The sequence below is a fragment of the Microbispora sp. H10949 genome (genome assembly GCF_014161435.1).
Lineage (GTDB): Bacteria > Actinomycetota > Actinomycetes > Streptosporangiales > Streptosporangiaceae > Microbispora > Microbispora triticiradicis.
The window spans coordinates 691,626-716,407 of record NZ_JABBWZ010000002.1 but is presented as its reverse complement, the minus strand read 5'-3'; the positions used below and the strand labels follow the sequence as shown (position 1 = coordinate 716,407).

At 72.9% G+C, this 24,782-nt stretch carries 24 protein-coding genes; 16 read left to right on the top strand and 8 right to left on the bottom strand.

The features are described 5' to 3' along the window. Nucleotides 1-81: 81 nt before the first annotated feature. A complete protein-coding gene (locus HHX40_RS07395; protein WP_182879895.1) occupies nt 82-1,077 on the top strand; it encodes a LacI family DNA-binding transcriptional regulator in 996 nt (331 codons plus the stop codon). A 15-nt stretch (nt 1,078-1,092) separates the two neighbouring features. Here the strand turns inward: HHX40_RS07395 and HHX40_RS07390 are convergent, their stop codons facing one another. Further along, nucleotides 1,093-1,431 (bottom strand): rhodanese-like domain-containing protein, encoded by a 339-nt coding sequence (locus HHX40_RS07390; RefSeq protein WP_182876126.1) that lies wholly within the window; start codon nt 1,429-1,431, stop codon nt 1,093-1,095. Nucleotides 1,432-1,467: 36 nt separating this feature from the next. Here HHX40_RS07390 and HHX40_RS07385 point away from each other — a divergent pair, with 36 nt between their 5' ends. Continuing rightward, the gene (locus HHX40_RS07385; protein ID WP_182879894.1) at nt 1,468-2,106 is read left to right on the top strand and encodes a TetR/AcrR family transcriptional regulator; all 639 of its coding nucleotides are present in this window, start codon (nt 1,468-1,470) and stop codon (nt 2,104-2,106) included. A gap of 247 nt (nt 2,107-2,353) precedes the next feature. After that, nucleotides 2,354-2,578: a hypothetical protein gene (locus HHX40_RS07380; RefSeq protein WP_182879893.1), complete on the top strand. Its 225-nt coding sequence runs from the start codon at nt 2,354-2,356 to the stop codon at nt 2,576-2,578. A gap of 506 nt (nt 2,579-3,084) precedes the next feature. Here the strand turns inward: HHX40_RS07380 and HHX40_RS07375 are convergent. Further along, complete coding sequence (locus tag HHX40_RS07375) at nt 3,085-4,281, bottom strand: hypothetical protein (RefSeq protein WP_182879892.1); 1,197 nt, start codon at nt 4,279-4,281, stop codon at nt 3,085-3,087. 110 nt (nt 4,282-4,391) lie between these two features. Between HHX40_RS07375 and HHX40_RS07370 the strand changes: the two genes are divergently transcribed. Both HHX40_RS07370 and HHX40_RS07365 read left to right on the top strand, forming a co-directional pair. Beyond that, entirely contained in the window at nt 4,392-5,033 is a 642-nt protein-coding gene (locus HHX40_RS07370; RefSeq protein WP_111700731.1) for a tetratricopeptide repeat protein, read from the top strand. Nucleotides 5,034-5,162: 129 nt separating this feature from the next. Beyond that, entirely contained in the window at nt 5,163-6,029 is an 867-nt protein-coding gene (locus tag HHX40_RS07365; protein ID WP_182879891.1) for an alpha/beta fold hydrolase, read from the top strand. 184 nt (nt 6,030-6,213) lie between these two features. Here HHX40_RS07365 and HHX40_RS07360 read toward each other — a convergent pair whose 3' ends face one another. Both HHX40_RS07360 and HHX40_RS07355 read right to left on the bottom strand, forming a co-directional pair. After that, the gene (locus tag HHX40_RS07360) at nt 6,214-9,855 is read right to left on the bottom strand and encodes a DUF4153 domain-containing protein (protein ID WP_182879890.1); all 3,642 of its coding nucleotides are present in this window, start codon (nt 9,853-9,855) and stop codon (nt 6,214-6,216) included. Nucleotides 9,856-9,883: 28 nt separating this feature from the next. Continuing rightward, entirely contained in the window at nt 9,884-10,573 is a 690-nt protein-coding gene (locus HHX40_RS07355; protein WP_111700733.1) for a response regulator transcription factor, read from the bottom strand. 270 nt (nt 10,574-10,843) lie between these two features. Here HHX40_RS07355 and HHX40_RS07350 point away from each other — a divergent pair, with 270 nt between their 5' ends. Continuing rightward, nucleotides 10,844-11,437 carry a hemerythrin domain-containing protein gene (locus tag HHX40_RS07350; protein ID WP_259403307.1) on the top strand — a complete coding sequence of 198 codons (594 nt, stop codon included), beginning with the start codon at nt 10,844-10,846 and terminating at the stop codon, nt 11,435-11,437. Nucleotides 11,438-11,535: 98 nt separating this feature from the next. After that, nucleotides 11,536-11,730: a hypothetical protein gene (locus tag HHX40_RS07345; RefSeq protein WP_111700734.1), complete on the top strand. Its 195-nt coding sequence runs from the start codon at nt 11,536-11,538 to the stop codon at nt 11,728-11,730. Nucleotides 11,731-11,794: 64 nt separating this feature from the next. Here HHX40_RS07345 and HHX40_RS07340 read toward each other — a convergent pair whose 3' ends face one another. Then, nucleotides 11,795-12,139, bottom strand: coding sequence for a DUF3817 domain-containing protein (locus tag HHX40_RS07340; RefSeq protein ID WP_225311071.1), 345 nt, complete (start codon nt 12,137-12,139; stop codon nt 11,795-11,797). Nucleotides 12,140-12,195: 56 nt separating this feature from the next. Continuing rightward, entirely contained in the window at nt 12,196-12,993 is a 798-nt protein-coding gene (locus HHX40_RS07335; RefSeq protein ID WP_111700735.1) for an SURF1 family protein, read from the bottom strand. A 158-nt stretch (nt 12,994-13,151) separates the two neighbouring features. Here HHX40_RS07335 and HHX40_RS07330 point away from each other — a divergent pair, with 158 nt between their 5' ends. Then, nucleotides 13,152-13,325, top strand: coding sequence for a hypothetical protein (locus tag HHX40_RS07330; protein ID WP_165900670.1), 174 nt, complete (start codon nt 13,152-13,154; stop codon nt 13,323-13,325). 468 nt (nt 13,326-13,793) lie between these two features. Beyond that, nucleotides 13,794-14,144: a hypothetical protein gene (locus tag HHX40_RS07325; protein ID WP_182879889.1), complete on the top strand. Its 351-nt coding sequence runs from the start codon at nt 13,794-13,796 to the stop codon at nt 14,142-14,144. A gap of 221 nt (nt 14,145-14,365) precedes the next feature. Here the strand turns inward: HHX40_RS07325 and ggt are convergent, their stop codons facing one another. Further along, nucleotides 14,366-16,159: a gamma-glutamyltransferase gene (gene ggt / locus HHX40_RS07320; protein WP_182879888.1), complete on the bottom strand. Its 1,794-nt coding sequence runs from the start codon at nt 16,157-16,159 to the stop codon at nt 14,366-14,368. A 171-nt stretch (nt 16,160-16,330) separates the two neighbouring features. On the opposite strand from ggt, the gene HHX40_RS07315 reads away from it, so the two are divergent. The 3 genes from HHX40_RS07315 to HHX40_RS07305 are packed head-to-tail and all read left to right on the top strand — an operon-like array spanning nt 16,331 to nt 19,138. After that, nucleotides 16,331-17,527 (top strand): sensor histidine kinase, encoded by a 1,197-nt coding sequence (locus tag HHX40_RS07315; RefSeq protein WP_310737981.1) that lies wholly within the window; start codon nt 16,331-16,333, stop codon nt 17,525-17,527. Further along, nucleotides 17,524-18,189, top strand: coding sequence for a response regulator transcription factor (locus tag HHX40_RS07310; RefSeq protein ID WP_182879887.1), 666 nt, complete (start codon nt 17,524-17,526; stop codon nt 18,187-18,189). Before HHX40_RS07315 ends, HHX40_RS07310 begins: the two co-directional genes overlap by 4 nt. Nucleotides 18,190-18,232: 43 nt before the next feature. Continuing rightward, nucleotides 18,233-19,138, top strand: coding sequence for a MerR family transcriptional regulator (locus HHX40_RS07305; RefSeq protein ID WP_182879886.1), 906 nt, complete (start codon nt 18,233-18,235; stop codon nt 19,136-19,138). A 20-nt stretch (nt 19,139-19,158) separates the two neighbouring features. Here HHX40_RS07305 and HHX40_RS36360 read toward each other — a convergent pair whose 3' ends face one another. Continuing rightward, complete coding sequence (locus HHX40_RS36360) at nt 19,159-20,547, bottom strand: anhydro-N-acetylmuramic acid kinase (protein ID WP_310737980.1); 1,389 nt, start codon at nt 20,545-20,547, stop codon at nt 19,159-19,161. Nucleotides 20,548-20,785: 238 nt separating this feature from the next. Between HHX40_RS36360 and HHX40_RS07290 the strand changes: the two genes are divergently transcribed. The 4 genes from HHX40_RS07290 (at nt 20,786) to HHX40_RS07275 (ending at nt 24,775) form a co-directional block, all read left to right on the top strand. Next, complete coding sequence (locus tag HHX40_RS07290; RefSeq protein WP_310737979.1) at nt 20,786-21,688, top strand: MurR/RpiR family transcriptional regulator; 903 nt, start codon at nt 20,786-20,788, stop codon at nt 21,686-21,688. Between the two features lie 199 nt (nt 21,689-21,887). After that, entirely contained in the window at nt 21,888-22,088 is a 201-nt protein-coding gene (locus HHX40_RS07285; protein ID WP_167521623.1) for a hypothetical protein, read from the top strand. A gap of 2 nt (nt 22,089-22,090) precedes the next feature. Continuing rightward, nucleotides 22,091-23,272 (top strand): sulfite exporter TauE/SafE family protein, encoded by a 1,182-nt coding sequence (locus tag HHX40_RS07280; protein WP_182879884.1) that lies wholly within the window; start codon nt 22,091-22,093, stop codon nt 23,270-23,272. A gap of 39 nt (nt 23,273-23,311) precedes the next feature. Beyond that, on the top strand, nt 23,312-24,775 hold the full coding sequence (locus tag HHX40_RS07275; RefSeq protein WP_182879883.1) for a tetratricopeptide repeat protein: 1,464 nt from the start codon (nt 23,312-23,314) through the stop codon (nt 24,773-24,775). The last annotated feature ends 7 nt before the right edge of the window (nt 24,776-24,782 follow it).

Sequence of the window (24,782 nt, the reverse complement as noted above, 5' to 3'; positions counted from 1 at the left end):
AACAGAGGGCCGCATGAGACTGGGGACCGCATGAGACTGTGGACCACATGAGACTGTGGACCACATGAGACTGGGGGACGCATGAAACGACCCACGCTGGAGGCGGTCGCGGCGCGGGCGGGAGTGTCCCGCGCGACCGTCTCCCGGGTCGTCAACGGGCAGCTGACGGTGACCCCGCAGATCAGGGATGCCGTCATGCGCGCCGTCGACGAGCTGGGATACGTCCCCAACTCGGCGGCGCGCAGCCTCGTCACCCAGCGGACGGACTCGGTCGCGCTGGTCGTGTCCGAGCCGCCCACCCGGGTCTTCTCCGAGGACCCGATGTTCTCCACGGTCATCCGGTCGGCCAGCCTGGAGCTGGAGGCCGCCGACAGGCAGGTCGTGCTGATGCTCGCCGGCTCTCCCAAGAGCCACGCGAGGATCGAGCGCTATGTCGCCGGCGGCCATGTCGACGGGGTGATGCTGATCTCCATGCACGGCGCCGACCCGCTGCCCGCCGCACTCGCGCGGATGGGCGTCCCCGTCGTCTCGTACGGCAGGCCGGCCGTCCCGGTGCCCCTGCCGTACGTGGACAACGACAACGTGGGCGGCGCGGAGAAGGCGGTGCGCCACCTGCTGGACAGCGGCCGGCGGCGCATCGCCACCATCGCCGGCCCGCAGGACATGATCGGCGGCCAGGACCGGCTCACGGGTTACCGCGACGCGCTGCGCGACTCCGACCGCCGCTCGATCGTCGCCGTCGGCGACTTCACCCGGCAGTCCGGCGCCGTCGCCATGCGCCACCTGCTCCAGGACGACCCGCACCTCGACGCCGTGTTCGTGGCCAACGACCTCATGGCGATCGGGGCGCTGCAGGCCCTGCGCCAGGCGGGCCGCCGGGTGCCGGACGACGTGGCGGTCGTCGGCTTCGACGACATCGAGGCGGCCCGCTACACCGAGCCTCCGCTCACCACGATCAGGCACCCGGTCAGCGAGCAGGCCGCCGCGATGGTCCGGTTGCTGCTCGACCTCCTCCGGGGCGGCCCGGCCACGTCCGTGGTCCTCCCCACCGAGCTCGTCGTCCGCGACTCCGCCTGAACTCCCCGAGACCGGTCAGGACGCCGTGGTCAGGGACTCCACCGGCAGGCCGGCCTCGACCCAGTCCTGGATGCCTTCCCGGTACTTGCGCACGTCGGTGTATCCGAGCGCGGTCAGCCGGTTGGCCACGGCCTGGCTGTTGGGGCAGGAGGGGTTCGAGCAGTAGGTGACGATCGGGGCGTTCTTGTCCGGGAGCAGTTCGGCGGCCCGCTCGGCGACCTCCGCCTCCGTCAGCGGGATCGCTCCCGGGAGGTGCTGCTGGGCGTGGTACTCGCCGCCCAGCGCGTCGACGACGGTGACGACGCCGGCGTCGATCGCGGCCTTGAGCTCGTCCCTGCTGATGAGCGCGGTCATTGCGTCCTCCAATTAACTGGACTACAGTCCGTTTGTGTGAACGCCTCAGAAATTACCGGACCGCAGTCCGGTTCGTCAAGGGACCTCACCTCTCTGCTGGCGGACCCGCCCCGCGAACGCGCGGACGCCGCCCGCAACCGGCTACGGGTGCAGGAGGCGGCGGCGAAGCTGTTCCGCGAGCACGGCGTCGAGGCCGTCTCGATGGACGCGGTGGCGGCGGAGGCCGGGGTGGGCAAGGGCACGCTGTTCCGCCGATTCGGGGACAAGTCGGGCCTGGTGGCCGCCCTGCTCGACGACAAGGAACGGGACCTGCAGGAGCGCATCCTGTCCGGGCCGCCGCCGCTGGGGCCCGGCGCCCCGGCGGGCGATCGGGTGCGGGCGTTCGTCGCGGCCTACACCGACTACCTCGTCGAATACCTCGATCTGCTCCGCGTCTCCGAGACCGCGAGCCCGGGAGCCAGGTATCGCATCGGCGCCTACCGTTTCTGGCATCGCCACCTGGCGATCCTGCTCGCCGAGGCACGTCCCGGCGCTGACGCCGACTACCTCGCCCACGCGCTGCTCGCCCCGCTCGCCGCCGAGCACGTCACCGCCGTGCTGCGCGAGTGCGACGCGGCGCGGGTCGCCGCCGGTCTGACCGTCCTCGCGGACGCCCTGGTCACGGATCGGCCGTAACACCCCGCTTGGGCTTGGCGTGCCCGGGGATGACGGGCCTTCGATTCCGGGTCCCGGCTCACGTGCCACGGTCAGGGTGTAGCGGCGAGTCCATGCCGCGGAGCCCGCGAATGATGCGTTGCCCACCATCCGGCGCGGCAGATATGGCAGCCTTGCTCACGCAAAGCTGTGCCCCGGCTGCTTACCGTAGCAGAGGCAACACCGGGGCTTATGTCACTCACAGTAGCACAGGGGGCACGGGCACGAAATGGAGGAGGCCGAGGCCATGCGGCTGCGGGAGGTGCTGTCGGTCGCCCGTATCGCTGAGTACGAGGCGCTGTGCGACGGGCAGACCAGAGCCGCACTACGCCTGCACTGCTGGAACACCGAGATCTGCGCGGCGTTCTACGGCCCCCTGCAGTACCTGGAGGTCGGGCTGCGCAGCGCCCTCAGCCGTGAACTGGTGAGGCTTTTCCAGCGGACCAACTGGTGAGAGGAGGCCGACCTGCACTTCGGCGCCCAGCGCAAGATCAGCGAGGCCCGCGATCTACTGCGTAGGCAAGGCCGCGCGGCCACCCCCGAGCAGATCGAGAACGAACTGCCTTTCGGCTTCTGGGCCTCCCTGCTCGGCCCCGGCAACAACTACGACCAACGCCTGTGGCGTACGGCCCTGCACCGGGCCTTCCCCGGCTATCGAGGCGGACGCAGGGAACTGCACCGCTATCTCGACCACCTACGCGTGCTACGCAACAAGATCGCTCACCACTGCCCTATCCACCACCGCCACCTGCAGGCCGACCACCAGACCATCTGCAGTGCCTCGGCTACATCGACGCCGACCTCGCGTGCTGGGTCGACCGGTACAGCCGCGTGCCCGGCGTTCTCGCCTGCCGACCGTGACCCTTGAGGTAGGTCCGCACCCGTCCGGAGAAGATCACCGCCGCGGTGAGCGGCTTGTCGCCGGCCGCGTTCGGAGGACGCGACACCTTGGCTCGGGCTTCAGGCGAGCGCGCCGGTGATGCGGGTGAGCGCGTCGAAGGAGGCCAGGCCGTACGCGTGGAAGTCCACGGCCCCGGCCCCGGCCGTACGGGCGGCGCGGACCTTGGCGGCGAGCCGGTCGGCCGAGTCGGTGTCCGGGGCGCCCGGACGCAGCACGACACGCAGTTCGGGGTTCTTGCCGATCGAGCGGCGGTAGGCGGCGACGTCGTCGGCGATCCGGGCGGGATCCCGGGCGTAGCCGAGGACCGCGAACGACGGGACGAGGTCGCCGAGCGCCACCAGGTCGATCCCGAGCTGCCAGGAGTCGTGCGCGGCCAGGACGGCCGAGGGCAGCCCGTGGGCGTAGCCCTTCGCCGCCCCCGTCGCGTCCGCGAACGTCAGCCGCGCGCCCTCCGCCGTGACGGCGGCGGCGACCTCCCCCACCAGTGAGGTGACGCTCTCGGAGCGGGCCCGCGCGTACGCCACCGCCTCCGGACCGGCGTAGGCCGTCAGCGCCGCCCGCGTGACCTCGCCCTCCGCGGGGGGATCGCCGTCCAGCACGCCCCCGACGATCCTCGCGCACTCCTGCCTGGCCGTCTCGGCGTTCACCCCGAGGTCGGCGGCCCGGCTCATGCAGTGGGGGCAGAAGCACAGGCCGAACAGGAAGGCGTCCATCGGACCGAGCGGCACCGAGCACCGCTCGTAGCCGAAGGCCGCGAAGTGCAGCGACTCGGCCACGACCGTGTCCACCCCCTGCCGGGCGACGGCCCGGGCCAGCGCCACCGCGTACGCCCGCACGTCGGGGTGCGCGGGACACAGGTCCGCCGGAGCGCCGCGATCACCGAAGCAGTTCTCCACGGTCACGTCGGGGTGGGACAGGCCGATCGCGCTGTTGCGCAGGAAGACGGCCCAGCCGTGCAATCGCAGCCCCCGTTCGGCGCAGGCCGCGCGTAGTTCCTCGATCGGCCGGTCCTCCGCTCCCGGCTGCACGGGCGGGGCCAGGCGCAGCCCGCCGAACAGGTCCTCCGGCGGGGGGAAGTGGACGCCGTCGCGGCGCAGCGTCAGCCGCGTGGCGCCGTGCGGGGTGACGTCCCTGGCCTGGTGGTAGGCCGCGGCCACCGCGACGCCGCGAACGCCGTACGCGGAGGCCCGGTCGAGCAGCCCGCGCACACCCTCGGCGCGCAGGTCCTCGACGAAGACGTACAGAGCGCTGTCCATCGATCAGCGGCCCCCCTCGCCCTCTCCCGACCACCTCGGTGGATCGTACTGGACACCGTCCCGGGAGTAGACTCGCGCCCTCGCACCGATGATCACAGAGGGGATCGGGCATGAGCGGCGACCCACGAATCGAACGGGCTGGCACGCTCTACGAGCGGGCGGTCTTCGGCGGCGACGCCTCGGCCCTCACCGAGGCCGACCGGGAACTGGACGCGGTCGAGGCCGATCTCGCCCTGGCTCGGGGGCGGGTCGTCCACGCGCGGTCCCTGGAGGGCGGCGAGGAGGACCCTCGCGAACCGGACTTGTTCGAACGGGCCGCCGATCTCTACCGGCGGCTCGGCGACCTGCGCGGCGAGGGCGAGGCGCTCTTCTGGATCGGCTGCTTCCACCAGGTCGTACGGCGCGACCACGAGGCGGCCGGGACCGCGTTGCGGCGGTCGTACGAACTCGCCGAGGCGACCGGCGACACGCTGACGATGTCGTACGCGCTGAGGCACCTGGGCGTCGCCGAGCACATGGCCGGACGGCTGGAGCCGGCGCGGGAACTCCTGGAGGAGTCGGCGCGGCTGCGCCGGGAGATCGGTTTCCAGCCGGGCGTCGCCGCCAACCTGGTCGGGCTGGCCTACATCGCCGCCGCGCAGAACCGCGGGGAGGACGCCCTGCGGCTGCTCGGCGAGGCGGCCCGGCTCGCGGAGGAGAGCGGCGCCGAGGGCGTCGCGCGGCAGGTCGCGGAGGCCCGCGCGGCCCTCTGACGACCGCGGCGCTCCGATTCGCCGCACGTGCTGCGTTCGATGAAGTGTTCGATATAGGGTGTGACCGACGGTGATGGAGAGCTCTCGCTTTCCGCCGGCCTGATCCCGCCTGCCAAGAGGAGCGAGCACGTGACCGATCCCAGGACGCACACCCTCGAACTGCCCGGCTGCGTTCTCCACTACGATGTGCGGGAGGCCGGGCAGAGTGACGCGCCGATCCTGCTGATGATCGGCTCGCCGATGGACGCCCGGGGGTTCAACGCCCTGGCAGGGCACTTCCGGGATCGTACGGTGGTGACCTACGACCCCCGCGGGATCGAGCGGAGCACCCGGACCGACGGCGCCGCCGAGTCGACGCCCGACCTGCACGCCGACGACCTGCACCGGCTGATCGACGCGCTCGGCGGCGGCCCGGTGGACGTCTTCGCCAGCAGCGGCGGCGCGGTCAACGGGCTCGCGCTCGTGGCCCGGCACCCGGAGCAGGTGCGCACGCTCGTGGCGCACGAGCCCCCCATCGCTCAGGTGCTGCCCGACCGGGAGCAGGCGCTCGCCGCCGTGGCCGACATCCGGCAAACGTACGACAAGGAGGGCTTCGGCCCGGCGATGGTGAAGTTCATCGCGGTCGTCGGCCACCAGGGCGAGATCCCGGCCGACTTCGCCGACCAGCCCAGGCCGAACCCGGCCGAGTTCGGGCTGCCGGCCGAGGACGACGGCACCCGCGACGACGCGCTGTTCGCGCAGAACCTTGTGACCTGCACGCACTACGAGCCCGACTTCGAGGCGCTGCGCGCGGCCCCGGCCCGCGTCGTCGTGGGCGTCGGCGTCGAGTCGGAGGGGCAGCTGGCGTACCGCGCGGGCGTGGCGGTCGCCGAGCGGCTCGGCTCCAAGCCCGTGACGTTCCCCAGCAACCACGGCGGGTTCCTCGACGACACGTTCGGCATGCCCGGCGACCCCGACAACTTCGCCGTCACGCTGCGCGAGGTCCTCGCCGGCTGAACCACGCCCGGGCCACGTCCGGGCCAGGTCAGGCCCGGTCAGGCCGTGGCTTGAGCACGGCCAGAGCCGGGCCCGCGCACCACGGGGACGGTGTCGGTCAGGCATGGTGTCACTCGGGCACGGTGTCATTTGGGCGTGGTGTCACTCGGGCACGGTGTCAGCACGGTGTCAGTCGGGCGTGGTGTCAGTCGTAGGCGTATCCGCGGTCGGGGGCCGGGCAGTCGCCGCCTTGCAGGACCGGCCGCTTCGCAAGCACCTCGCGGGCGCGGGCGCGGGCGAGGTTCCAGTCGTTCCAGGAGTCCGGCCGGTCGAGACGGTTGACCGCCACGACGTCCCGCAGCACGCAACTGCGGTCGGGCTCGGGCAGCCTGTCCAGGATCGGCACGGCCTCCGCCCCGAGATCCCCCAGGTAGCCATGGTCGAGCCGCTCCACGCCGCGGATCGTGAGCTGGGTCTCGGCCACCCGCGCGTCGGGGTCCGAGACCGCGAACGCCAGCAGCGACACCCCGGTGAGCAGCACCAGCCCGCGGAAGAACCATCCGGCGCCGCGGCCGGCCAGGCGGACCGCCCCGGCCGCCGACACCAGCACGAACACCGCGCCGAGCCACCAGATCGTCGCCTCCACCGAGGCCCGCAGCCGTGACAGGCCGTACGCGTCGGTGTAGAGGCCGAGGCGGTGCAGCGCCGACGCGAGGATGACCAGCGTGAACGCGCACAGCAGACCGAGCAGCACGGCCAGCAGCCGGCGATCGGTCCGGCTCTGCCGGCGCAGCAGCGCTACCGCGCCCGCGACGATGCCGAGCACGAAGACGCTGACCGTGACGAGTTCGAAGAAGCCGGATCTGGCGTACTCGGCGTAGGTGAGGCCGGCCGTCGACAGCACCCTGCGGCTTCCGCCGAACAGCACCGTGATCTGCACGGTCACGAACGCCGCGAACAGCAGGTTCAGCCCGATCAGCGGGATCATCCACACCTGGCGGCCGAGGGACATCCGCAGGTCGGGCGGGGTGGGCTCGGCCACCGGACGCAGGCCCACCAGCACCGCCGCCACGGCCAGCACGGCGAACACGCAGAAGACGAAGATCCGGTACGGCAGGTCCCAGGCCCAGTCGGGCGTCCGCAGCAGGTCGCTGACGAACGCCGAGAAGACGGCGTCGGCCGAGGCGAACAGCAGGCCGAAGACGGCCAGGAGCACGACGGTGACGGCGGCGCCGACCAGGGTGGGCAGCACGCGGCTACGCCGCGCCAGGTTCCTGACGGGCCCGGCCAGGAACCACGGCACCGGCAGCATCGCGAAGACGACCGAGATCCCTCCTCTGATCACTCCGAGCCAGCCCCGCCCGCCGCCGGACAGCGCGAGCGACCCCACGGTGAAGGCGGCCAGCAGCACCGGCGCGACCAGCCATTCCGCGTCGCGGAAGAGGGCCACGGCGACCAGCGCGTACGCCAGCAGGCCGAGGGTCACCGTCCACGGGGTGAGCCGGCCGCGCCGCCGCGGCAGCACCGCCGGGAAGGCCGCCGCCCCCAGCGCGACCGCCGTCAGCACGGAACCGAGCCCGGCCGACGCGTACGGCAGGGCGACGGCCGCGACCAGGCCCGCCGCCCCGGCGGCCGGCAACAACCACCGGGGCGCGTCCGGCAGATCCGGCCGGGGGAACAGCGGCGGCGGCACGTACGCCGGCGCCTCGCTCCACGGCGTCTCCCCCCACGGTCTCTCGCCCCGCAGCGCCTCCCCCGGCCGCCTCTCGCCCTGCGGCGGCTGCCCCTGCGGTGCCCCGGAGTACCGGTGGACCGGGGACGAGCCGAAAGCGGCGCCCGCGGCCGCGCCTCCGACGGTGAACAGCAGGATCGCGGCAGCTCCCAGCAACCCCTCGCCGTACACCCCGAGGACGGCCGCCGCGATCAGCCCGGCGAGGAAGCCGCCCACCATGCCGAGGCCCGCGCCGAGAGCCGCCCTGGCCGACCGCCCGTGCCGGGCCTGGGCGAGCGCGGCATACGGCCAGTTCACGGGCGGACTGGCGGGTGGATTGACTGGCGGACCCGCGAGCCCCCCGCGCCCCTCTCCCCATGACGCCGAGACGCCCCGCCGGTGCTCCTCCCCGCGCTCCACGCCCTTCATGTCGTCCCGCGTGCCGCCACTCGCGTTGCCCCTCGCGTCGCCCCTCGCGTGCTCACGAGCGGAGTCGTCCGCCGGACGCACCGAACTCACCGGACGCACTGGAGGCACAGGGTGCGCTGGCGCCAGGGGCACGGACGCCTCGGGGTGCGTGCCTCGCACCCCAGCCGGGACAGCGCCGCGCCCCTCCGCGTGACCGGCCGGGCTCGCGCCGTGCCACTCCGCACCACCGTCCACAAGCTCGCCATCCGGAACCCCGGCCTCCGCAAGCACGGCGTCCACAGGCACGGCGTCCACAGGCACGGCCGAGACCACACCGTGCCGCTCCTCGCGACCGCCCGCGACCACCCCGTGCTCCGCGCCACCGTCCACAAGCCCGCTGACCCGAAGCCCGGCCTCCGGAACCCCGGCGTCCGCAGACACGGACGGAACCACGCCATGCCGCTCCGCGCGACCGGCTGCGGCCACCCCGCGCTCCGCTCCCCCTTCCAGCAGCACGCCGTCCCGAAGCCCGGCGTCCCGAGGCGCGGCCGGAGTACCGGCATCCCGTATTCCCCCGGCGGGTGGAGCGGGCAGACCGGTCCCCTCGCGCTGATCGTCGGATCGGCCTCCGCGGGCCTGCCTGGAGTTCATGGTCCCCCTTCGCTCATCGGCGTGGACGGGCGCGTCCACGCCCTCGCCCGCCGCCGGTTCCCGGTGCCGTGGCAGCGCGACGACCATCCGGCATCCCCCGGCCGGTCCGTGACCGTCTCTCACCGGCGGCGGGTCGGCCACGCCGATCGTCCCGCCGTGCAACTCGGCGATCTCCTTCGCGATCGCGAGGCCCAGCCCCGCGCCACCCGCGTCCGCGGCCCGCCCGGCGTCGAGCCGGGAGAAGCGCTCGAACACCCGGGCCCGCTCCCCCGGCGGGATGCCGGGGCCGTCGTCGATCACGCTGATCTCCAGGGCCGGCCCGGCGGCCCGCGTCTCCACCCGGACCCTCCCGCCCGGAGGGCTGTGCCGTACGGCGTTGTCGAGCAGGTTGGCCAGCACCTGCGCGAGCAGGGCCGGATCGGCGGTGAGGACGGTCCCCGGCGGCACCGCGCTCTCGACGGTCACGTCGTCACGTGCGATCGACGCCTCCGAGACCGCCTGGCGGCACAGCGACGCGAGGTCGAGGTCCTCCGGCTCGATCAGGCGCGCCCCCGAGTCGAGCCGCGAGAGGTCGAGAAGCTGGGCCACGAGACGGCCCAGCCGCTGCGTCTGGGCGAGGGCGGTGCCCAGGGTGTCGAGGTCGGGCGGCGACACGCCGTCGACGACGTTCTCCAGCACCGCCTGCAGACCGGCGATCGGGGTGCGCAGCTCGTGGCTGACGTTGGCCACCAGGTCGCGCCGCTGCCGGTCGACCTCCGCGAGGTCGGCCGCCATCGCGTTGAAGGCGCGGGCCAGTTCGCCCACCTCGTCCCGGGAGGTCGCCGTCACCCGCAGGCCGTACCGGCCCTTGGCGATCGTCTGCGCGGCGGCCGCCATCTCGCGCAGCGGCCGGATCATGCCGCGGGCGAGGAGCTGGACCATGATCATTGCTAGTGCGACGGCGATCGCGATCCTCAGATCGCGGGACAGGCCGGAGTTGATGCCCACCTCGTTCACGACGAACGCCGCGACCACGGCGAGCACGATCACGATCCCGAGCTTGACCTTGATCCGGCCGAGGAAGTCGAGCGGCCTCATCGCCTGGCTCTCCCTTTCGCGGCGCGCGTCACGGGCGGACGAGCGCGTAACCGACGCCGTGAACGGTGCGGACGACCTCGGACCCGAGCTTGCGCCGCAGGGCGCGGATGTGGCTGTCCACGGTCCGGGTAGCGGCGGCCTCGGAGAAGCCCCAGATGTCCGACAGCAGCCGCTCCCGCTCGAAGACCTGGCCGGGACGCTCGGCGAGGCGCCGCAGCAGGTCGAACTCGGTCCGGGTGAGCTGCGCCTCGGTCCCGCGCACGAACACGCGGCGCTCGGCGGTGTTGATCTCGACGTCGCCGATCCGGATCACCGTCTCCTCCTGGGCCAGCAGGCCGGCCCGCTCCACCCGTCGCAGCAGCGCGTGGATGCGGGCGACGAGTTCCCGCATGCTGAAGGGCTTCGTGATGTAGTCGTCGGCGCCCACGCCGAGGCCGACCAGCACGTCGGTCTCCTCACCGAGCGCGGTCAGCATGAGCACCGGCACCGGGCGGGCGGCCTGCATCCTGCGGCAGACCTCCAGGCCGTCCAGGCCGGGCAGCAGCCGGTCGAGGACCACCAGGTCGGGCTCGGCCTTGGCGTAGGCCGCGAGCGCCCCCTCGCCGTCGCCCGCCACCCGCACGTCGAAGCCCTCCGCGAGGAGCCTGAGGCGTACGGCGTTCGCGATGGTCTGGTCGTCCTCGACCACGAGCACACGGCGTTGCTGGGGGAAGGCCATGCACGAAGCGTAGGACCCGCCTGTGCAGAAGCGCCGTCCGCGACTGTGCAGATCCCGTGCAGCGCACACCGCGGATCCCCTGCGGCGCACACCGCGATCCCCTGCGGCGCACCTCTGCGGATCCCCCTTGCGGCCCGTCACGCCGCGGCGGGCGGGCGTGGCGAGGTGCCCGCACCCCCGTGACCTGCGGCGGCATCCGCGCCGATTCCGCCGGTCGTGGTTTCGGGTCCCGGTTCCGGGTAGCCCGGATATGACCAGGAAGGAGGCGCTATGGACCGCCAGTCAAGGCCGGAGACCATGCGGGAGAACGACGTGATCGATCTCCTGATCCAGCAGCACGCCCTCATCCGGGAGCTGTTCGACGAGGTGGACAGATGCCGTGGGAAGGAGCGCAAGGAGGCCTTCAGCCGTCTCGCCCGGCTGCTCGCCGTACATGAGACGGCGGAGGAGGAGATCGTCCACCCCTTCGCCCGGCGCAAGCTGGTCGGCGGGGACGCGATCGTGGACAACCGGCTGCAGGAGGAGGAAGAGGCGAAGGAACTGCTCAGCCGTCTCGACGAGATGGACGCGACGGCGCCGGGGTTCACGCAGGAGCTGGAGAGGCTCAGGGCCGCCGTGTTCGCGCACGCCGCCGCCGAGGAGCGCTATGAGTTCTCCGAACTGAAGGCGTGCACGTCCGAGGGCCAGCGCAGGGCGATGGCCGTGGGGGTCAAGGCCGCGGAGGCCATGGCACCCACGCACCCGCACCCCGGGGTCACCTCACCGGCCGAGAACATCCTGATGGGCACCCCACTCGCGATCATGGATCGCGCCCGCGACCTGATCCGCAAGGCGATGGGCAAGCCCGAGTCCGGCGAGGGCTGAGCTCCCCGCCGGGCAGTGCGGAACTCGCCGCCCGCCCCGGGCGTTGTCCTGGCGACGCGGACGATCCCCCACTGGGGATCCACACGAAAGGCCTGACGATGTCGCCACTGGGCAAGTACTACGTGGGCGCGGCGGTGGTGGCCGTGCTGGTGTTCATCCTGCCGGTGCCGACGATCCTGGCCTGGCTGATCACGCTCGGCGTGCTGGGTGCCCCGGTCGCCGCCTACTTCATGCTCGACGAGTCACAGCGGACGCGCCTGCGGCGCATCCGGCGGCGTCAGATCGGCGGCTGAGGCCCCGGCGCCGGAAGGTCCCGGCCGCTCCCCGTGCGGGATGCGGCCGGGACCTTTCACGCGCTCACGAGGTGGCGGCGATCGTCCTGCGGACGCGCTCGGTGACGCTGCGCTCCAGCACGAAGGACAGGAACGGGATCGTGCCCGACACGAGCACGAGCAGCAGGTAGCCGATCGACCAGCGCGCCTTGATCAGGCCCAGGTTGATCGCGGCCACCAGGTAGACCATGTAGAGGAAGCCGTGGATCGGCCCGACCACCGCGACCATCGTGCCGTTGTCGAAGCCGTACTTGACGACCATGCCGACACAGAGCACGAGCAGCATGACGCCGACGACGTACGCCATGACGCGGTAGAAGTTGAGCGCGGACTCCACGTCGATCAACACCTCTGCTGGGGAAACGGTCACCACACGATATCCGTGCCGGCCGCCGGTTCCGGTCCCAGGGCCCGGAGCGGGGCGCGTCAGGCCTCCATGGGCGCGGCCGGCCCCGCGGACTCCGGCGTCGCCGGCTCCTGCCGCCGCCCGCGCAGGGTGTCGCGGACGAAGTGGAACCACATGTAGACGGCGAACAACGCGAAGACCCACCACTGGAGCGCGTAGGCGAGGTTCCGCCAGGTCAGGCCACCGCCGATGGTCGGGGCGGGTACGGCCACGGGCGTCGCGCGGGAGGGCGGCTCCTGGGCGGTGGCGACGACGAATCCGTCCCGCACCCGCGCGTCGGGCCACATGTTGATCAGCTCCGCCGTCGAAACGGTCGCCACCTGGCCGCGCGGGAGCAGCCCGGTGCGCTGCACGTCGTCGGTCTGCTCCGCGGGCCGCAGCCGTCCGCTCACCGTGACCGGGCCCTCCGGCACGGCGGTCGCGGGATCCCCGGCCGAGGAGACCCAGCCGCGTACGACCGGGACGACCGTGCCGTCCGCGAGCCGCAGCGGGGTGAGCAGCCAGAATCCGTCTCCCCGGGCGGCCCGCCCGCCGGGCGCGGCGACGTCGGCGACCCGGTCGGCCACCAGGAGCTGGTTCGCCGCGTCGTAGGCGCCCGTCGCGGTCACCTTGCGGCCCACGGCGTCCACGCCGACGTACCGCCCGACCTGGGTCAGTTGCGTGACGGCGACCGGAGCGGGATCGGGGGCCCGTCGCGGCGCGCCCGACGACTCGAAGACGCCGAGCTGCCAGCGGCCGAGGAACGTGAACGACACGAGCACCCCGATGACCAGCAGGTGCAGGGCCACCAGCCGGGGAGACAGAAGGGTGCGGAGCATGGTTACCACGCTATCCGCCGCCCGCGGCGGTCCCGCACGCGCGCCGTGGTCACCCGGCGACCGGCGGGCACGCCCGTCCGTCCGCGCCCCGGCACCGGGAGAGCGCGAAATCCGACAAATCGCAGCCAGGGGACCACACGTGTCGCTAGAGTCGTGCCATGTCCGACCCTCAGATCGACCCGGCCGGAAACACTCAGGCTTTCCGGGTGTTCGCTCAGCAGCAGGACGCGGAGATCTCCAAGGAGCAGCCGTCCCGCCTGCCGATGTGGATCGCCGTCGGCGTGGCGCTCGTCGTCGTCCTCGCCGTAGTGGTGTACCTCCTGGTTCGCTGACATACCTGTACCAGCCGCCGACGACCGCGCCCGTCGGCGGCTTCACCATGCCTGTCGTTCTCGACGTCCCAATCTCCAGGCTCTTATGCGCCAGTCGTTGGGACCAGCCGGGACACTGCCCAGTAGCTCAAAGATGAGCATCTCGTCTCATAAGGCGAGACATTTTGGTTTCGTCACGAACTCGAGACACCTCTCCCTAGGCTTCCCCGCAATAGCTTCTTAATATCGAGAAGGCGAAGCAGGGCATATGCCGCAGAGACCCAAACACCAGGTCAAGGAGCTGGAGGATCTCCTCAAAGAGGCCGAGGACAAGGGCTGGACGGTCACGAGACGTAAGCGATACTTCTCGATGCGTTGCCCGTGCGGGAAGCATCAGCGCGGGGTACACCTAACCCCGTCGGATCCCAACTACGAACGCAACGCAAGAGGATGGCTCAAGCGCACAGGCTGCTGGAATGGAGACGCTCGGTGAAGTATGCGATGAAGGCCTCGTTATCGGTACGAGGCGACATCGACGACCTTGGTGAGATCGTCGACGCGATCGCCGACGAGCTCGCCGACCTGCAGGACTGTGATGACAAGCTGCTGGACTTCGCCTACGGCTCCGACGCGACAGGCAATACCGTCCAGTTCGAGCTCACCGTGGAATGCGACAGCGTCGATGAGACCGTCACAATCGGCGGGAGCTGGTTGCGCACCGCAATCCACGCGACTGGCGGATACACCCCCGGGTGGGAAGACTCCGGCCCTCGACAGCATGCGATCGTCTACGAGATCGACGAGGCCGGTGTCCATGTCCGTCCGCTTGAGCGAGTCTGATCCTCCGCGGGCAGAACGTCGGCTCTGTCGATCCAGGGATTCGTTACGTCACAGTTCCTCGTCAACGAGAGCGCGGAGTTCACCGCAACGCTCGGCTGGAGTACTCGCTGTCGAGCGTTGCTGACAGTCGGGTCTCGACGCACCCGCCGCCCCGGCCGGCCCGTGCCCTAGGTAGGGCCGGCACGGGCTTGCCGGGTGACCGTGGTGCCTGTCCCAGTGGTTCAGCGGTGGGTGGAGACCACGAGGGCGCTGCCTCCGCCCCGCCGTGCGGGCTCGGCGACGGCCTGGACCCTGCCGTTCCGGAGGAACTCCAGGCCGGTCGCCGCGCCGATCTCTCCCGCCGGGGGCCCGGGGACGTCCGTCAGCGTGTGACCGAGCGCCGTCAGCTCCGCGCCGTACCGCTGGGTGAACGCGGGCTCGGCCTGGGTGGCAGCGCTGTTGCGCTGGGAGGCGCGCGGCGCGGCCACGGCGTCGGGCAGGGACATGCCGAAGTCGAGCCGGTTGACCAGGATCTGCAGCACCGTCGTGATGATCGTGGCGCCACCGGGCGAACCGACGGCGAGCAGCGGGCTGCCGTCCTTGAGCACGATCGTGGGGGCCATGGACGACCTCGGGCGCTTGCCGGGAGCGGGCAGGTTGGGGTCGCCGGGCGCCGGGCCGAAGGTGAAGTCGGTCAGCTCGTTGTTGAGCAGGATGCCGCGTCCCGGGACCACGATCCCGCTGCCGCCGGTCTGCTCGATCGTGATGTTGTAGGCCGCCACGTCGCCCCAGCGGTCGGTCACCACGAGGTGGGTGGTCTCCGGGCCCTCCTTCTTCTCCTCCGGCGCCGAGGCCGCGGGGGCGGCAGGGGTCGTCGGAGTGGCGCAGGCCGAGTAGGAGCCGTCGGGCGATCCGGGCGCGGCGGGGTGCGGCATCGCCCGCGGGCCGATCAGGCAGGCGCGCTCCTTCGCGAACCCGTCCGACAGCAGGTCCCCGAGCGGCACCCGCGTGTACGCGGGGTCGCCGACGTAGGCGTTGCGGTCGGCGAAGGCGAGCCGGGAGGCCTCCAGGTACTCGTGCAGGCCGATCTTCGGCAGCGCCTCCAGGATGTTGAGCGCCTCGCCCACCGTCGATCCGCCCGAGGAGGGCGGCGCCATGCCGTACACGTCCAGGCCCTTGTACGTGACCTTGGTCGGCGGCCGTTCGAGCGCGCGGTACGCCCTGAGATCGCCCACCTCCATGAGCCCGGACCGGACGTTCCGGGTGGCGCCGTCGCGCACCGGCGGCTTCTTCACCGTGGCGACGATCTCCCGGCCGAGGTCACCGCCGTACAGCCAGGCGGGGCCGCGAATGCCCAGCTCACGGTAGGTGCGCGCGAGGTCGGGGTTGCGGAAGGTCGACCCGACCGGCGGCGGCTGCCCGCCCGGCAGGTAGAGCGCGGCGGTCGAGGTGAAGTCGGCGAACCGTTCGGCGTTCTGCTGGGTCTGGTCGTAGAACGTCTGGTCGACGACGAAGCCCCTGTCCGCGATCTCGATCGCGGGACGCAGCGCCTGCCGCAGCGACATCGTGCCGTACTTCCGCAGCGCCAGGTCCCACTGCGCGACGCTCCCCGGCACTCCCACCGACAGGCCGCTGCTGACCGCCTCGGCGAACGGGATGCCCTCCAGGGCCGTCGAGGTCATCGCCCGGGGGGCGGTCTCGCGGCCGTCGATCGTGGTCACCTTCCGGTGCCGCGCGTCGTAGTAGACGAGGAAGCCGCCGCCCGCGAGACCGGCCGAGTAGGGCTCGGTCACGCCGAGCGCGGCCGCTCCCGCCACCGCCGCGTCCATGGCGTTGCCGCCCTGGCGCAGCACCGTGAGCGCGGCCTTGCTGGCGTCGAGGTCCACGGTGGCCACCGCGCCGCCGTACCCCTCCGCGACGGGCCGTTTGACCTCCTTCGGAGGTGGCGTGTGTACGGCTGGAGCCGCCTGGGCGGGCGGGGCGAGCAGCCCTGCCAGCGTGAGCACTCCCAGCGACGTGACGACGACACTCCTCATGCGCCCGGCACCTCCACCACGTGAGCGATCACTCCAGCATGACTCACCGGAGTAAAACCGAAGCGGGAATGTCCACTTTTGGACGCCCGCCCCGGCTACTCCCCCGGACGTACGGGGCCATGCGGCCACGGTCGGATGCGACCATCGGCGGGGAGGGCCTAGCGTGCGGATGTGCGCTCCCGTTCCGACTTGTATCACCGCGTCGATCCCGTTCTGCCGGTCGTCGTCGGGATCGCCCAGGTGTTCCTGACGGTGGCCGCCCAGTATTGGCAGTTGCGCAACCCGGACCTCGGTCGGGTGCCGCTGACCTGGTGGGGCTGCCTGTTGCTGCTGGTCGGGCCGGGCGCCATCGCGCTGCGCCGCCGCGCCCCGGTCGTCGCGCTGGTCGTCACGCTCACCGCGACCTCGGTCTACATGCTGTTCGGCTACGCGTACGGACCGGTGTTCCTCAGCCCGATCATCGTGATCGTCAGCGCGGTGGGGAACGGGCACCGCCGCGCGGCGTGGTCGGCGTCGGGGGCGTTCTTCCTGTTCGTGGTCGCCTACGCCACCTGGTTCATCCCCCACCGGGCGGGGCTCTTCCACCACACCGCGGTGGCCGCGTACCTGCTGCTCACGCTGACCGTCGCGGAGTGGCACCGGGTGCGCCGCGAGCGCCTGGCCGAGCGCCGGCGGGTGGCCCGCGAGGAGGCCAGACGGCAGGCCAGCGAGGAACGGCTGACCATGGCCCAGGAGCTGCACGACGTGCTCGCCCACAACATCTCGCTGATCCACGTGCAGGCGTCCACCGCGCTGCACCTGCTGGACGATCATCCGGAGCAGGCCCGCACCGCGCTGACCGCGATCAAGCAGGCGTCGCGAGACGTGCTCACCGAGATGCGCGGGGTGCTCAGCCTGCTGAAGGACGGCGCGCCGCGGTCCCCCACGGCCGGGATGGCCCACCTCGACGGCCTCGCCGCGGGCAGCGGCCTGCCCGTGACCGTGGAGGTCGCCGGGGAGCCGCGCCCGCTGCCCCCCGGCATCGACCGGGCCGGTTACCGGATCGTCCAGGAGTCGCTCACCAACGTCTCCCGGCACGCGCCGGGCTCCCGCGTGACGATCAACGTCACGTACGCCGCCGAGGAGCTGCGCCTGGTGATCGAGGACGACGGCGCCGGGACGGCGCGCGCGGTGGCGGGGCTGGGGGGCGGCAACGGCATCCCCGGCATGCGCGAGCGGGCGGCGGCGCTCGGCGGATCGCTGTCGGCCGGTCCCCGGCCGGGCGGCGGCTTCCGCGTGGCGGCCCGCCTCCCCCTGCCGCCGGCACCCACGCCGCCGACACCCCCGCCATCAGTACCCCTGTCCACGGAACCGGAGGAACCGAAGTGATCCGCGTGCTGCTCGCCGACGACCAGGCCCTGGTGCGGGCCGGGTTCCGGGCCCTGCTCGACGCGCAGGAGGGCATGACCGTCGTGGGCGAGGCGGGCGACGGCGAGCAGGCCGTCCTGCTGACCCGGGACCTGCGCCCCGACGTGGTGCTGATGGATATCAGGATGCCCGGCACGGACGGCCTGACCGCCACCCGCCGCATCGCCGGCGACCCCGGTCTCGCCGACGTGAAGATCATCATGCTCACGACGTTCGAACTGGACGAGTACGTCTTCGAGGCGCTGCGCGGCGGCGCGAGCGGCTTCCTGGTCAAGGACACCGAGCCGGCCGAGCTCATCCAGGCGGTCAGGGTGGTGGCCGGTGGCGACGCGCTGCTGTCCCCCGGTGTGACACGCCGCCTCATCGCCGAGTACGCCGCCCGGGCCAAGGAACCGGGCGTCACCACCGGCCTCACCCCGCTGACCGAGCGGGAGCGGGAGGTGCTCGCCCTCGTGGGCGCCGGCATGACGAACGACGAGATCGCCACCCGTCTCTACATGTCGCCCGCGACGGCGAAGACGCACGTCAGCCGCATGATGACCAAACTGCACGCCCGTGACCGGGCGCAACTCGTCGTCATCGCGTACGAGTCGGGTCTGGTGAAGCCCGGCTGGCTCGTGTGAAAGGGCTTGAGTCTCCACCGACTGGAGGGTCCAGGCTGTGGATGTGAACGACCGCAGCGAGTCGAATCCGCTCACGATCGGGGAACTGGCGCGCCTGACCGGCGTGCCGGTTCGCACGATCCGGTTCTGGTCGGACGCCGGGGTGCTCCCGGCGGCCGGCCGGTCGGCGGGCGGTTACCGGCTCTACGACACGCAGGCCGTGGCCCGGCTGCACCTGGTGCGTACGCTGCGCGACCTCGGGCTCGACCTGCCCACGGTGGAGCGGGTCGTGACGAGGCGGATGGGCCTGACGGAGGTGGCGCGGACGCACGTCGCCGTGCTCGACGCGGAGATCCGCGTCCTCCAGGCCCGGCGCGCCGTCATGCGGTCGGTCGCGGAAGGCCACTGCACCGCTGAGGAGATGAGACTGATGCACGAACTGTCCCGGCTGTCCGCACGAGAGCGGCGGCGGATCGTCGATGACTTCGTCGAGGAGGTGTTCGCCGGCACCGACCCCGCCGCGCCCGGCGCGGGGATCGCGCAGTCGATGCGCGGGCTGCCCGAAGAGCTGCCGGACGAGCCCACCGTCGAACAGGTGGAGGCCTGGATCGAGCTCGCCGGGCTGGTCGCCGACCCCGGCTTCCGGGAGCGGGTGCGCCAGATGGCCACCAGTCAGGCCGAACCTTCGGTGCCGCATGACTCGCAGGCGATCCTGACCGAGGGCGGGCGGGCCCTGGACCAGGGGATCGACCCGGAGTCGGCGGAGGGCGGGCAGATCGTCGACCGGCTGGTCGGGCCCGGCCTGTCCGCCGACGAGCGCGCGCGGCTCGCCGACGCGCTGGAGAGGTTCACCGACCGCCGGGTGGAGCGTTACTGGCAGCTGCTCGGCGTGCTCAACGACCGGCCGCCGTTCGCGCCCGCGGTGCCGGCGTTCGAGTGGTTCATCGCGGCGCTGCGCGCCGCACGCTGAGGCGGGCCCCGGCAGGGCCGTCAGCGCGTGGGACGGCGCCCGCCTGTCCGCATGCGGATGATCCGGGGCGGCGCGGCGAGCGGAGCGGGCAGGCGGAGCGGGCCGCGGCCGGGGGTGAGTGAGCCCAGCACCCGCGGCCCTGACGCGCCCGTGCACGCGGGCACGGTGCCTGGCAGGCCGTGCGCGGTCAGCCAGCCGAGATAGGAGAACGCGACGGCCTCCTTGGCGTCCGGCGGCACGCCGAGGCGGTCGCTCGGCAGCAGCCGCACTCCGCCGGACCGCACGCGCAACTCCCGCATCAGGACCGGGTTGCGCGTGCCGCCGCCGGAGACGACCACCGTGCCCAGCCGGTGCCGCCGGATCTCCGCCGCGACCGTCTCGGCGGTGAGCGCGGCCAGCGTCGCCGTCAGGTCGGGCAGGCCGAGCCCGTACGGCCCGGCCACCCGGTCGAGATACCCCGCGTGGAACAGTTCCTTGCCCGTCGTCTTGGGCGGGGGGCGGTGGTAGTACGGCTCGGCGAGCAACTCGGCCAGCAGGCCGTCGTGGACCCGCCCCGCCGCCGCCAGCCGGCCGTCCTCGTCGTACGGCCTGCCGGTGGCGGCGAGCACGGCCGCGTCCATGAGCGCCGAGGCCGGTCCCGTGTCATAGGCGAGCGCCCACCCGGTGGAGTCCTCGGCGTGGTCCGCGTCCCGGCTCACGGCATGGTTCCCGGCGTGGTTCGCTGCACGGTCCTCGGCGTCGTCCGCGTCCCGGCTCACGGCATGGTTCTCTGCGCTGCTCCCGGTCTGGTTCTCGGCGTGGTCGTGCCGGCTCACGCCGGCCGCCACGGTGAGGTTGGCGATGCCGCCGAGGTTCAAAGCGCCGAGCCGCCCCACCGGTCCGGACCGTCCGTCCGGCTCGTGTGACTCGCCTGGTTCTCCCTGCTCGGGTGACTCGGCCAGCCCGGCCAGCAGCGGCAGGTCGAAGGCGGACACGAGCGGGGCGCCCTGCCCGCCCGCGGCCACGTCGCGGGCCCGCAGGTCCGACACGACCGGCACGCCGAGCCGTTCGGCGATCCAGGCGACCTTGCCGAGCTGCAACGTGCCGCGCACCCGGCCGTCCTCCACCCAGTGGTACAACGTCTGCCCGTGCGAGCAGACGAGGTCGGCGGGCGGGCAGCCCGCCGCCGCCTCGGCGAACGCCCGGCCCACCAGCGTGTCGAGCCGGCAGACCGCGCCCATGTCCGTGGTGTGCGGCGGCAGCGCGGCCAGGATCGCGGCCCGCGCCTCGGGCGCGTACGGTGTCGTGCCGGTGTGCTCGACGACCCCCTCCACGACGCCGGTGAGCACGTCGCCGGTCAGAGCCCAGTCGACGAGCGCGGTGTCGATCCCGTCGTGGGAGGTCCCGGAGATCAGCCCGAGCACCCGCACCTGCCCACCTCCCGCACGTCCTGTACCGGCCAGGCCATGGCGGAAACCTCCCCGCGAATCAGCGGCGATAAAAGAAAGCGTCATGGCCGTGTAATCTGCCCCAGGAGGTCTTCACTCGGACGCGTCACCCGTGCCCGTCACGGCGGACATGTCTCGGAATATGGGCTTCCGGTGCCCGTTGTCGCGCCTGGGTGAGTCTGCGGGTCCTAAGCTGATCGCGCACAGGAGAGGCTCTGACGTGACCAACGAGAACGAGGGCGCCGCGCCGGTCAACCCGATCGCGACGGTGCGTGCGGTGCTGCCCTCGCTCACCCCCGCCGCCCAGACGATCGCGCGCCTCATCCTCGACGACCCCGCCTCGGTGGCCCGCAGCACGATCACCGAGGTCAGCGCCATCTCGGGGATCAGCGAGGCGACGATCGTGCGGACCGCGCGGTCGCTGGGCTTCGCCGGCTACTCGCAGCTGCGGTTCGCCCTGGCGGCGGCCGTGGCCAGGGACACCCCCGAAAGGCTCGTCCCCGGTGACCTCTCCCCGGACGACCCGCTGACCGACGTGATCGCGAAGGTCACGCGGGCCGAGTCGCAGGCGCTCGCCGACACGGCGGCCCAGCTCGACCCGGACGACCTCGCCTCGGTGGTGGACGCCGTCGCCGCCGCCCGCCGCGTGGACGTCTACGGGGTCGGCGCCTCCGGCCTCGTCGCCATGGACATGGTGCAGAAGCTGCTGCGCATAGGGCTGCCCGGCCACCACTTCACCGACGCGCATCTCGCGCTCACCAGCGCCGCGCTGCTGCGCGAGGGCGACGTCGCCGTCGGGGTGAGCTGCACCGGCGAGACCCCTGACGTGCTGGGCCCGATGCGGGCCGCCCGCCGGGCCGGCGCGACCGTGGTCGCGATCACCAACAACCCGCGGTCGTCCCTGGCCGGGCTCGCCGGCCACGTCCTGATCTCGGCCGGGCGCGAGTCGGCGTTCCGCCCGGGCGCGCTCGCCAGCAGGATCAGCCAGCTGCTCATCGTCGACTGCCTCTTCGTCGGCGTCGCCCAGCGCACCTTCGACGCCTCGGACGCCGCCCTCCGCGCGACCCGTGTCGCGCTCGACGACTACCTCGGCGACGCCCACCGCCGCGCTCGCACGGCCTGAGCGCTTCCGGTCACCCCGCCGGCCCACCCGGCCGGCTCACCCCGTCCGCTCGCTCGGCCCCTTCATCGGGGCCGGCCGTGGCGCTGTTGTCTCTCCCCTGCCTCTGCCCTGTCTCTGGCAGGTCAGCGAACTGTTACTGGCCGAGTCCATTCGATCACATTACGTTGCGAGCAAAGGCCCCGCCGTACGAGGAGGACTCGTGAAGTCCATCGCCCGATTCTGTGGCAACTGCAGTTGTGGCTGTCCCGAGCTGTTCGTGGACGTGTCCGCCCCGGCCGAGCGCCGTGTCGTGATCACCGACGACTTCGGCCAGAGGGTGGAGATGAGTCTCGACCAGCTCGGTTCGCTCGTCGAGGCCGCGAAGACCGGCGTGCTGGACGAGCTGGCGCTCACCGGCTGACCGTGAACCCGGCCGCCCTGTTCGCCGGGGGTCTCGTCGCCGGTCTGGCCGCGGGTACGGCATCGTGCGCCGCGGTCCAGGGCGGTCTTCTCATCGGCCTCGTCTCCCCCGGCTCCCCCGGCTCCCCCGGCTCCCCCGGCTCCCCCGGCTCCCCCGGAGCCACGGGCGCCGCCGGAACCGCCGTAACCGCCGGAACCGGCCGTGCCAGCCGTACGACCGGTGCCGCCCGTGCCACCCGGGACGTTCGGGACGCACTGCCCGCGGTGGCGGCGTTCCTGACCGGGCGGCTCGCCGCCCACACCGCCCTGGGGGCGCTGCTGGGCCTGGCCGGTTCGGCCGTGCGGCTCGGCCCGCAGACCCGGGCGGCCCTGCTGGTCGCCGCCGGGATCGCGGTCACCGCCCTCGCCGTACGGATGCTCGCCCGGCGCGGCCGGGCCGGATGCGCGGCCGCGCCGCCCGGCCACCTCGGCTGCTCAGACGGAGACACGCAGGACACGGCACACGCGAGCACGACGCACACGAGCACGGCGCGGGCGAGCACAGCACACGCGAGCACGACACACGCGAGCACGGCGCGGGCGGCCGGGCTCGGCCTGGCCACGATCCTGATGCCCTGCGGGGTCACGGTGAGCCTGGAGGTCGTGGCCGTCTCGACGGGCTCCGTGCCGGGCGGCGCCGCCGTGCTCGCCGGGCTCGCCCTCGGCACCGCTCCGGCCCTCGCCACGCTCGGGCTGCTCCTGCGCGGGCTCGCCACGACCCGGCTCGCCGCCCTGGGGGGCGTCGCGGCCCTGGCCGCCGGGCTGTTCACCGCCGGATCTGGGCTGCGGCTCGGCGGCTGGCTCCCGGAGATCGGGTCCCCGGCCGCCGCGGCGGCCCGCGCGTCGATCGGCGCGGACGGGGTCCAGCGGCTCACGATCTGGGCGACCGACCGGGGTTTCCGGCCCGGCGTCGCCGTCGCGACCGCCGGACGGCCCGTCGAGATCGTCTTCAGGACCTCCGGCGACCGCGGCTGTACCCGCGCCGTCACCGTCGACGGCCGCGACGTCGTGCTCCCCGTGACAGGCGCGCGCACGGTGCGCCTGCCTGCCCGCCCGGAGGGACGGCTGCGCTACGCCTGCGGGATGGGGATGTACGTGGGCTTCATCGAGTTCGAGCGTCCCTTGACGTCAACGTCTTCCCGATAACGCTCCGTGACGTCCCGGTTACGTGTCACCCTGTCTGGCATGACACTAGTGGGAGCAGCGGAGACGACCGCGTGGATCGGGATACCGGTCTCGCGCATCCCCGGACCCCTGGAACCGAGCGAGGCCGATCTGCTCGGCAGAGCCCGTGACGGCGACCGCGAGGCGGCGCACCGGCTGGGCCGGCTGTGCGCGGAGCGCGACGACCGGCTGGGCGCCCGGCACTGGTGGGAACGGGCGGCACAGGCGGGCAACGTCGACAGCGCCTACAACCTGGGGCTCTGGCACCGGATGCACGGCACGACCGAGGAGGCCGTCGGCTGGTTCGAGGCCGCCGCGGGCACCGGAGACGCGGACGCCGCGACCAACCTCGCCTCGTTACTGCTGGAGCGGCGCGGCGACACGGCCGGTGCGCGGCTGTGGTTCGAGCGGGCCGCCGAGAGCGGTTCCCGGCACGCGGCCCGGCGGCTGGCCCTGCTGTGCGAGGACCAGGGCGACGGCATGGGCGCCCGGTGCTGGCACTTCAGGGCCGCCTTGGACGGCGACCTGCGGTCCGCCCACGACCTCGGCTTCCTCGGCTACACGGCGGGCGACGAGGCCGAGGCGTCGCACTGGTGGGAGTACGCGGCGCGCGGCGGCCACGCGGAAGCGGCCTATCACCTGGCCCTGCTCCTGCACACGGCCCGCGACGAGAAGGGCGCGGAGGGGTTCTACCGGCTCGCCGCCCGGGCCGACCACCCCGGCGCCGCCTTCCGGCTGGGCGATCTCGCGCTCACCCGCGGCGACCTGCGCACGGCGCTCGCCTGCTTCGAGCGGGCCGCGCACACGGGCAGCCAGGAGGCACCGCGGATGGCCGGGCTGGTCTGCCTGCGGCTGGACGACCGTCTCTCGGCGGCGCACTGGTTCGGGCGGTCCGCGGCGGACGACCCAGAGGCGGCGTACCGGTTCGGGTCGCTGCTCGTCTCCGAGCACAACGACCTGAAGGGCGCACGTCACTGGTTCCGGCGGGCGGCAGAACGCGGGCACCAGGCCGCCCAGGCGGAGCTGCGGAAGGTGCTGCCCCTGACCGGCGGCTGCGTGGAGACCGAGGGCTGCCTGCTGGACCCGCCCCCGCCGTACTGGACCCGCCCGGCTGAGCCGGAGCAGGCGGCGCGGGCCGAGCTGGCGGTGGCGGCGGCGCGCAGGCGCGGCGACGCCGCGGCCGAGCCCGCCGCCCTGGTCGAGATCCTCGGCACCTGGGACCTGGTCGCGCGCGAGTCGCTCAGCCGCGGCCTGACGGAGGGCTGCACCGGCGGCTCGGCGGGCGGCGTTGCGGGTGGTGTGGTGGGTGGCATGGTGGAGTTGCTCGCCCGGATGAGCGGGCTGCACCTGGCCGCCATCGAGCACCTCGGCCTGGTGCGCGCCACCCTGATGCGGCCCGGCACGGCTCCGTGGCCCACTCCCGCCGAGGTCGAGCACGTCCTCGGCACCGCGCGGGACCTGCGCGGCCACTTCGGGCTGCGCTGACCTCCAC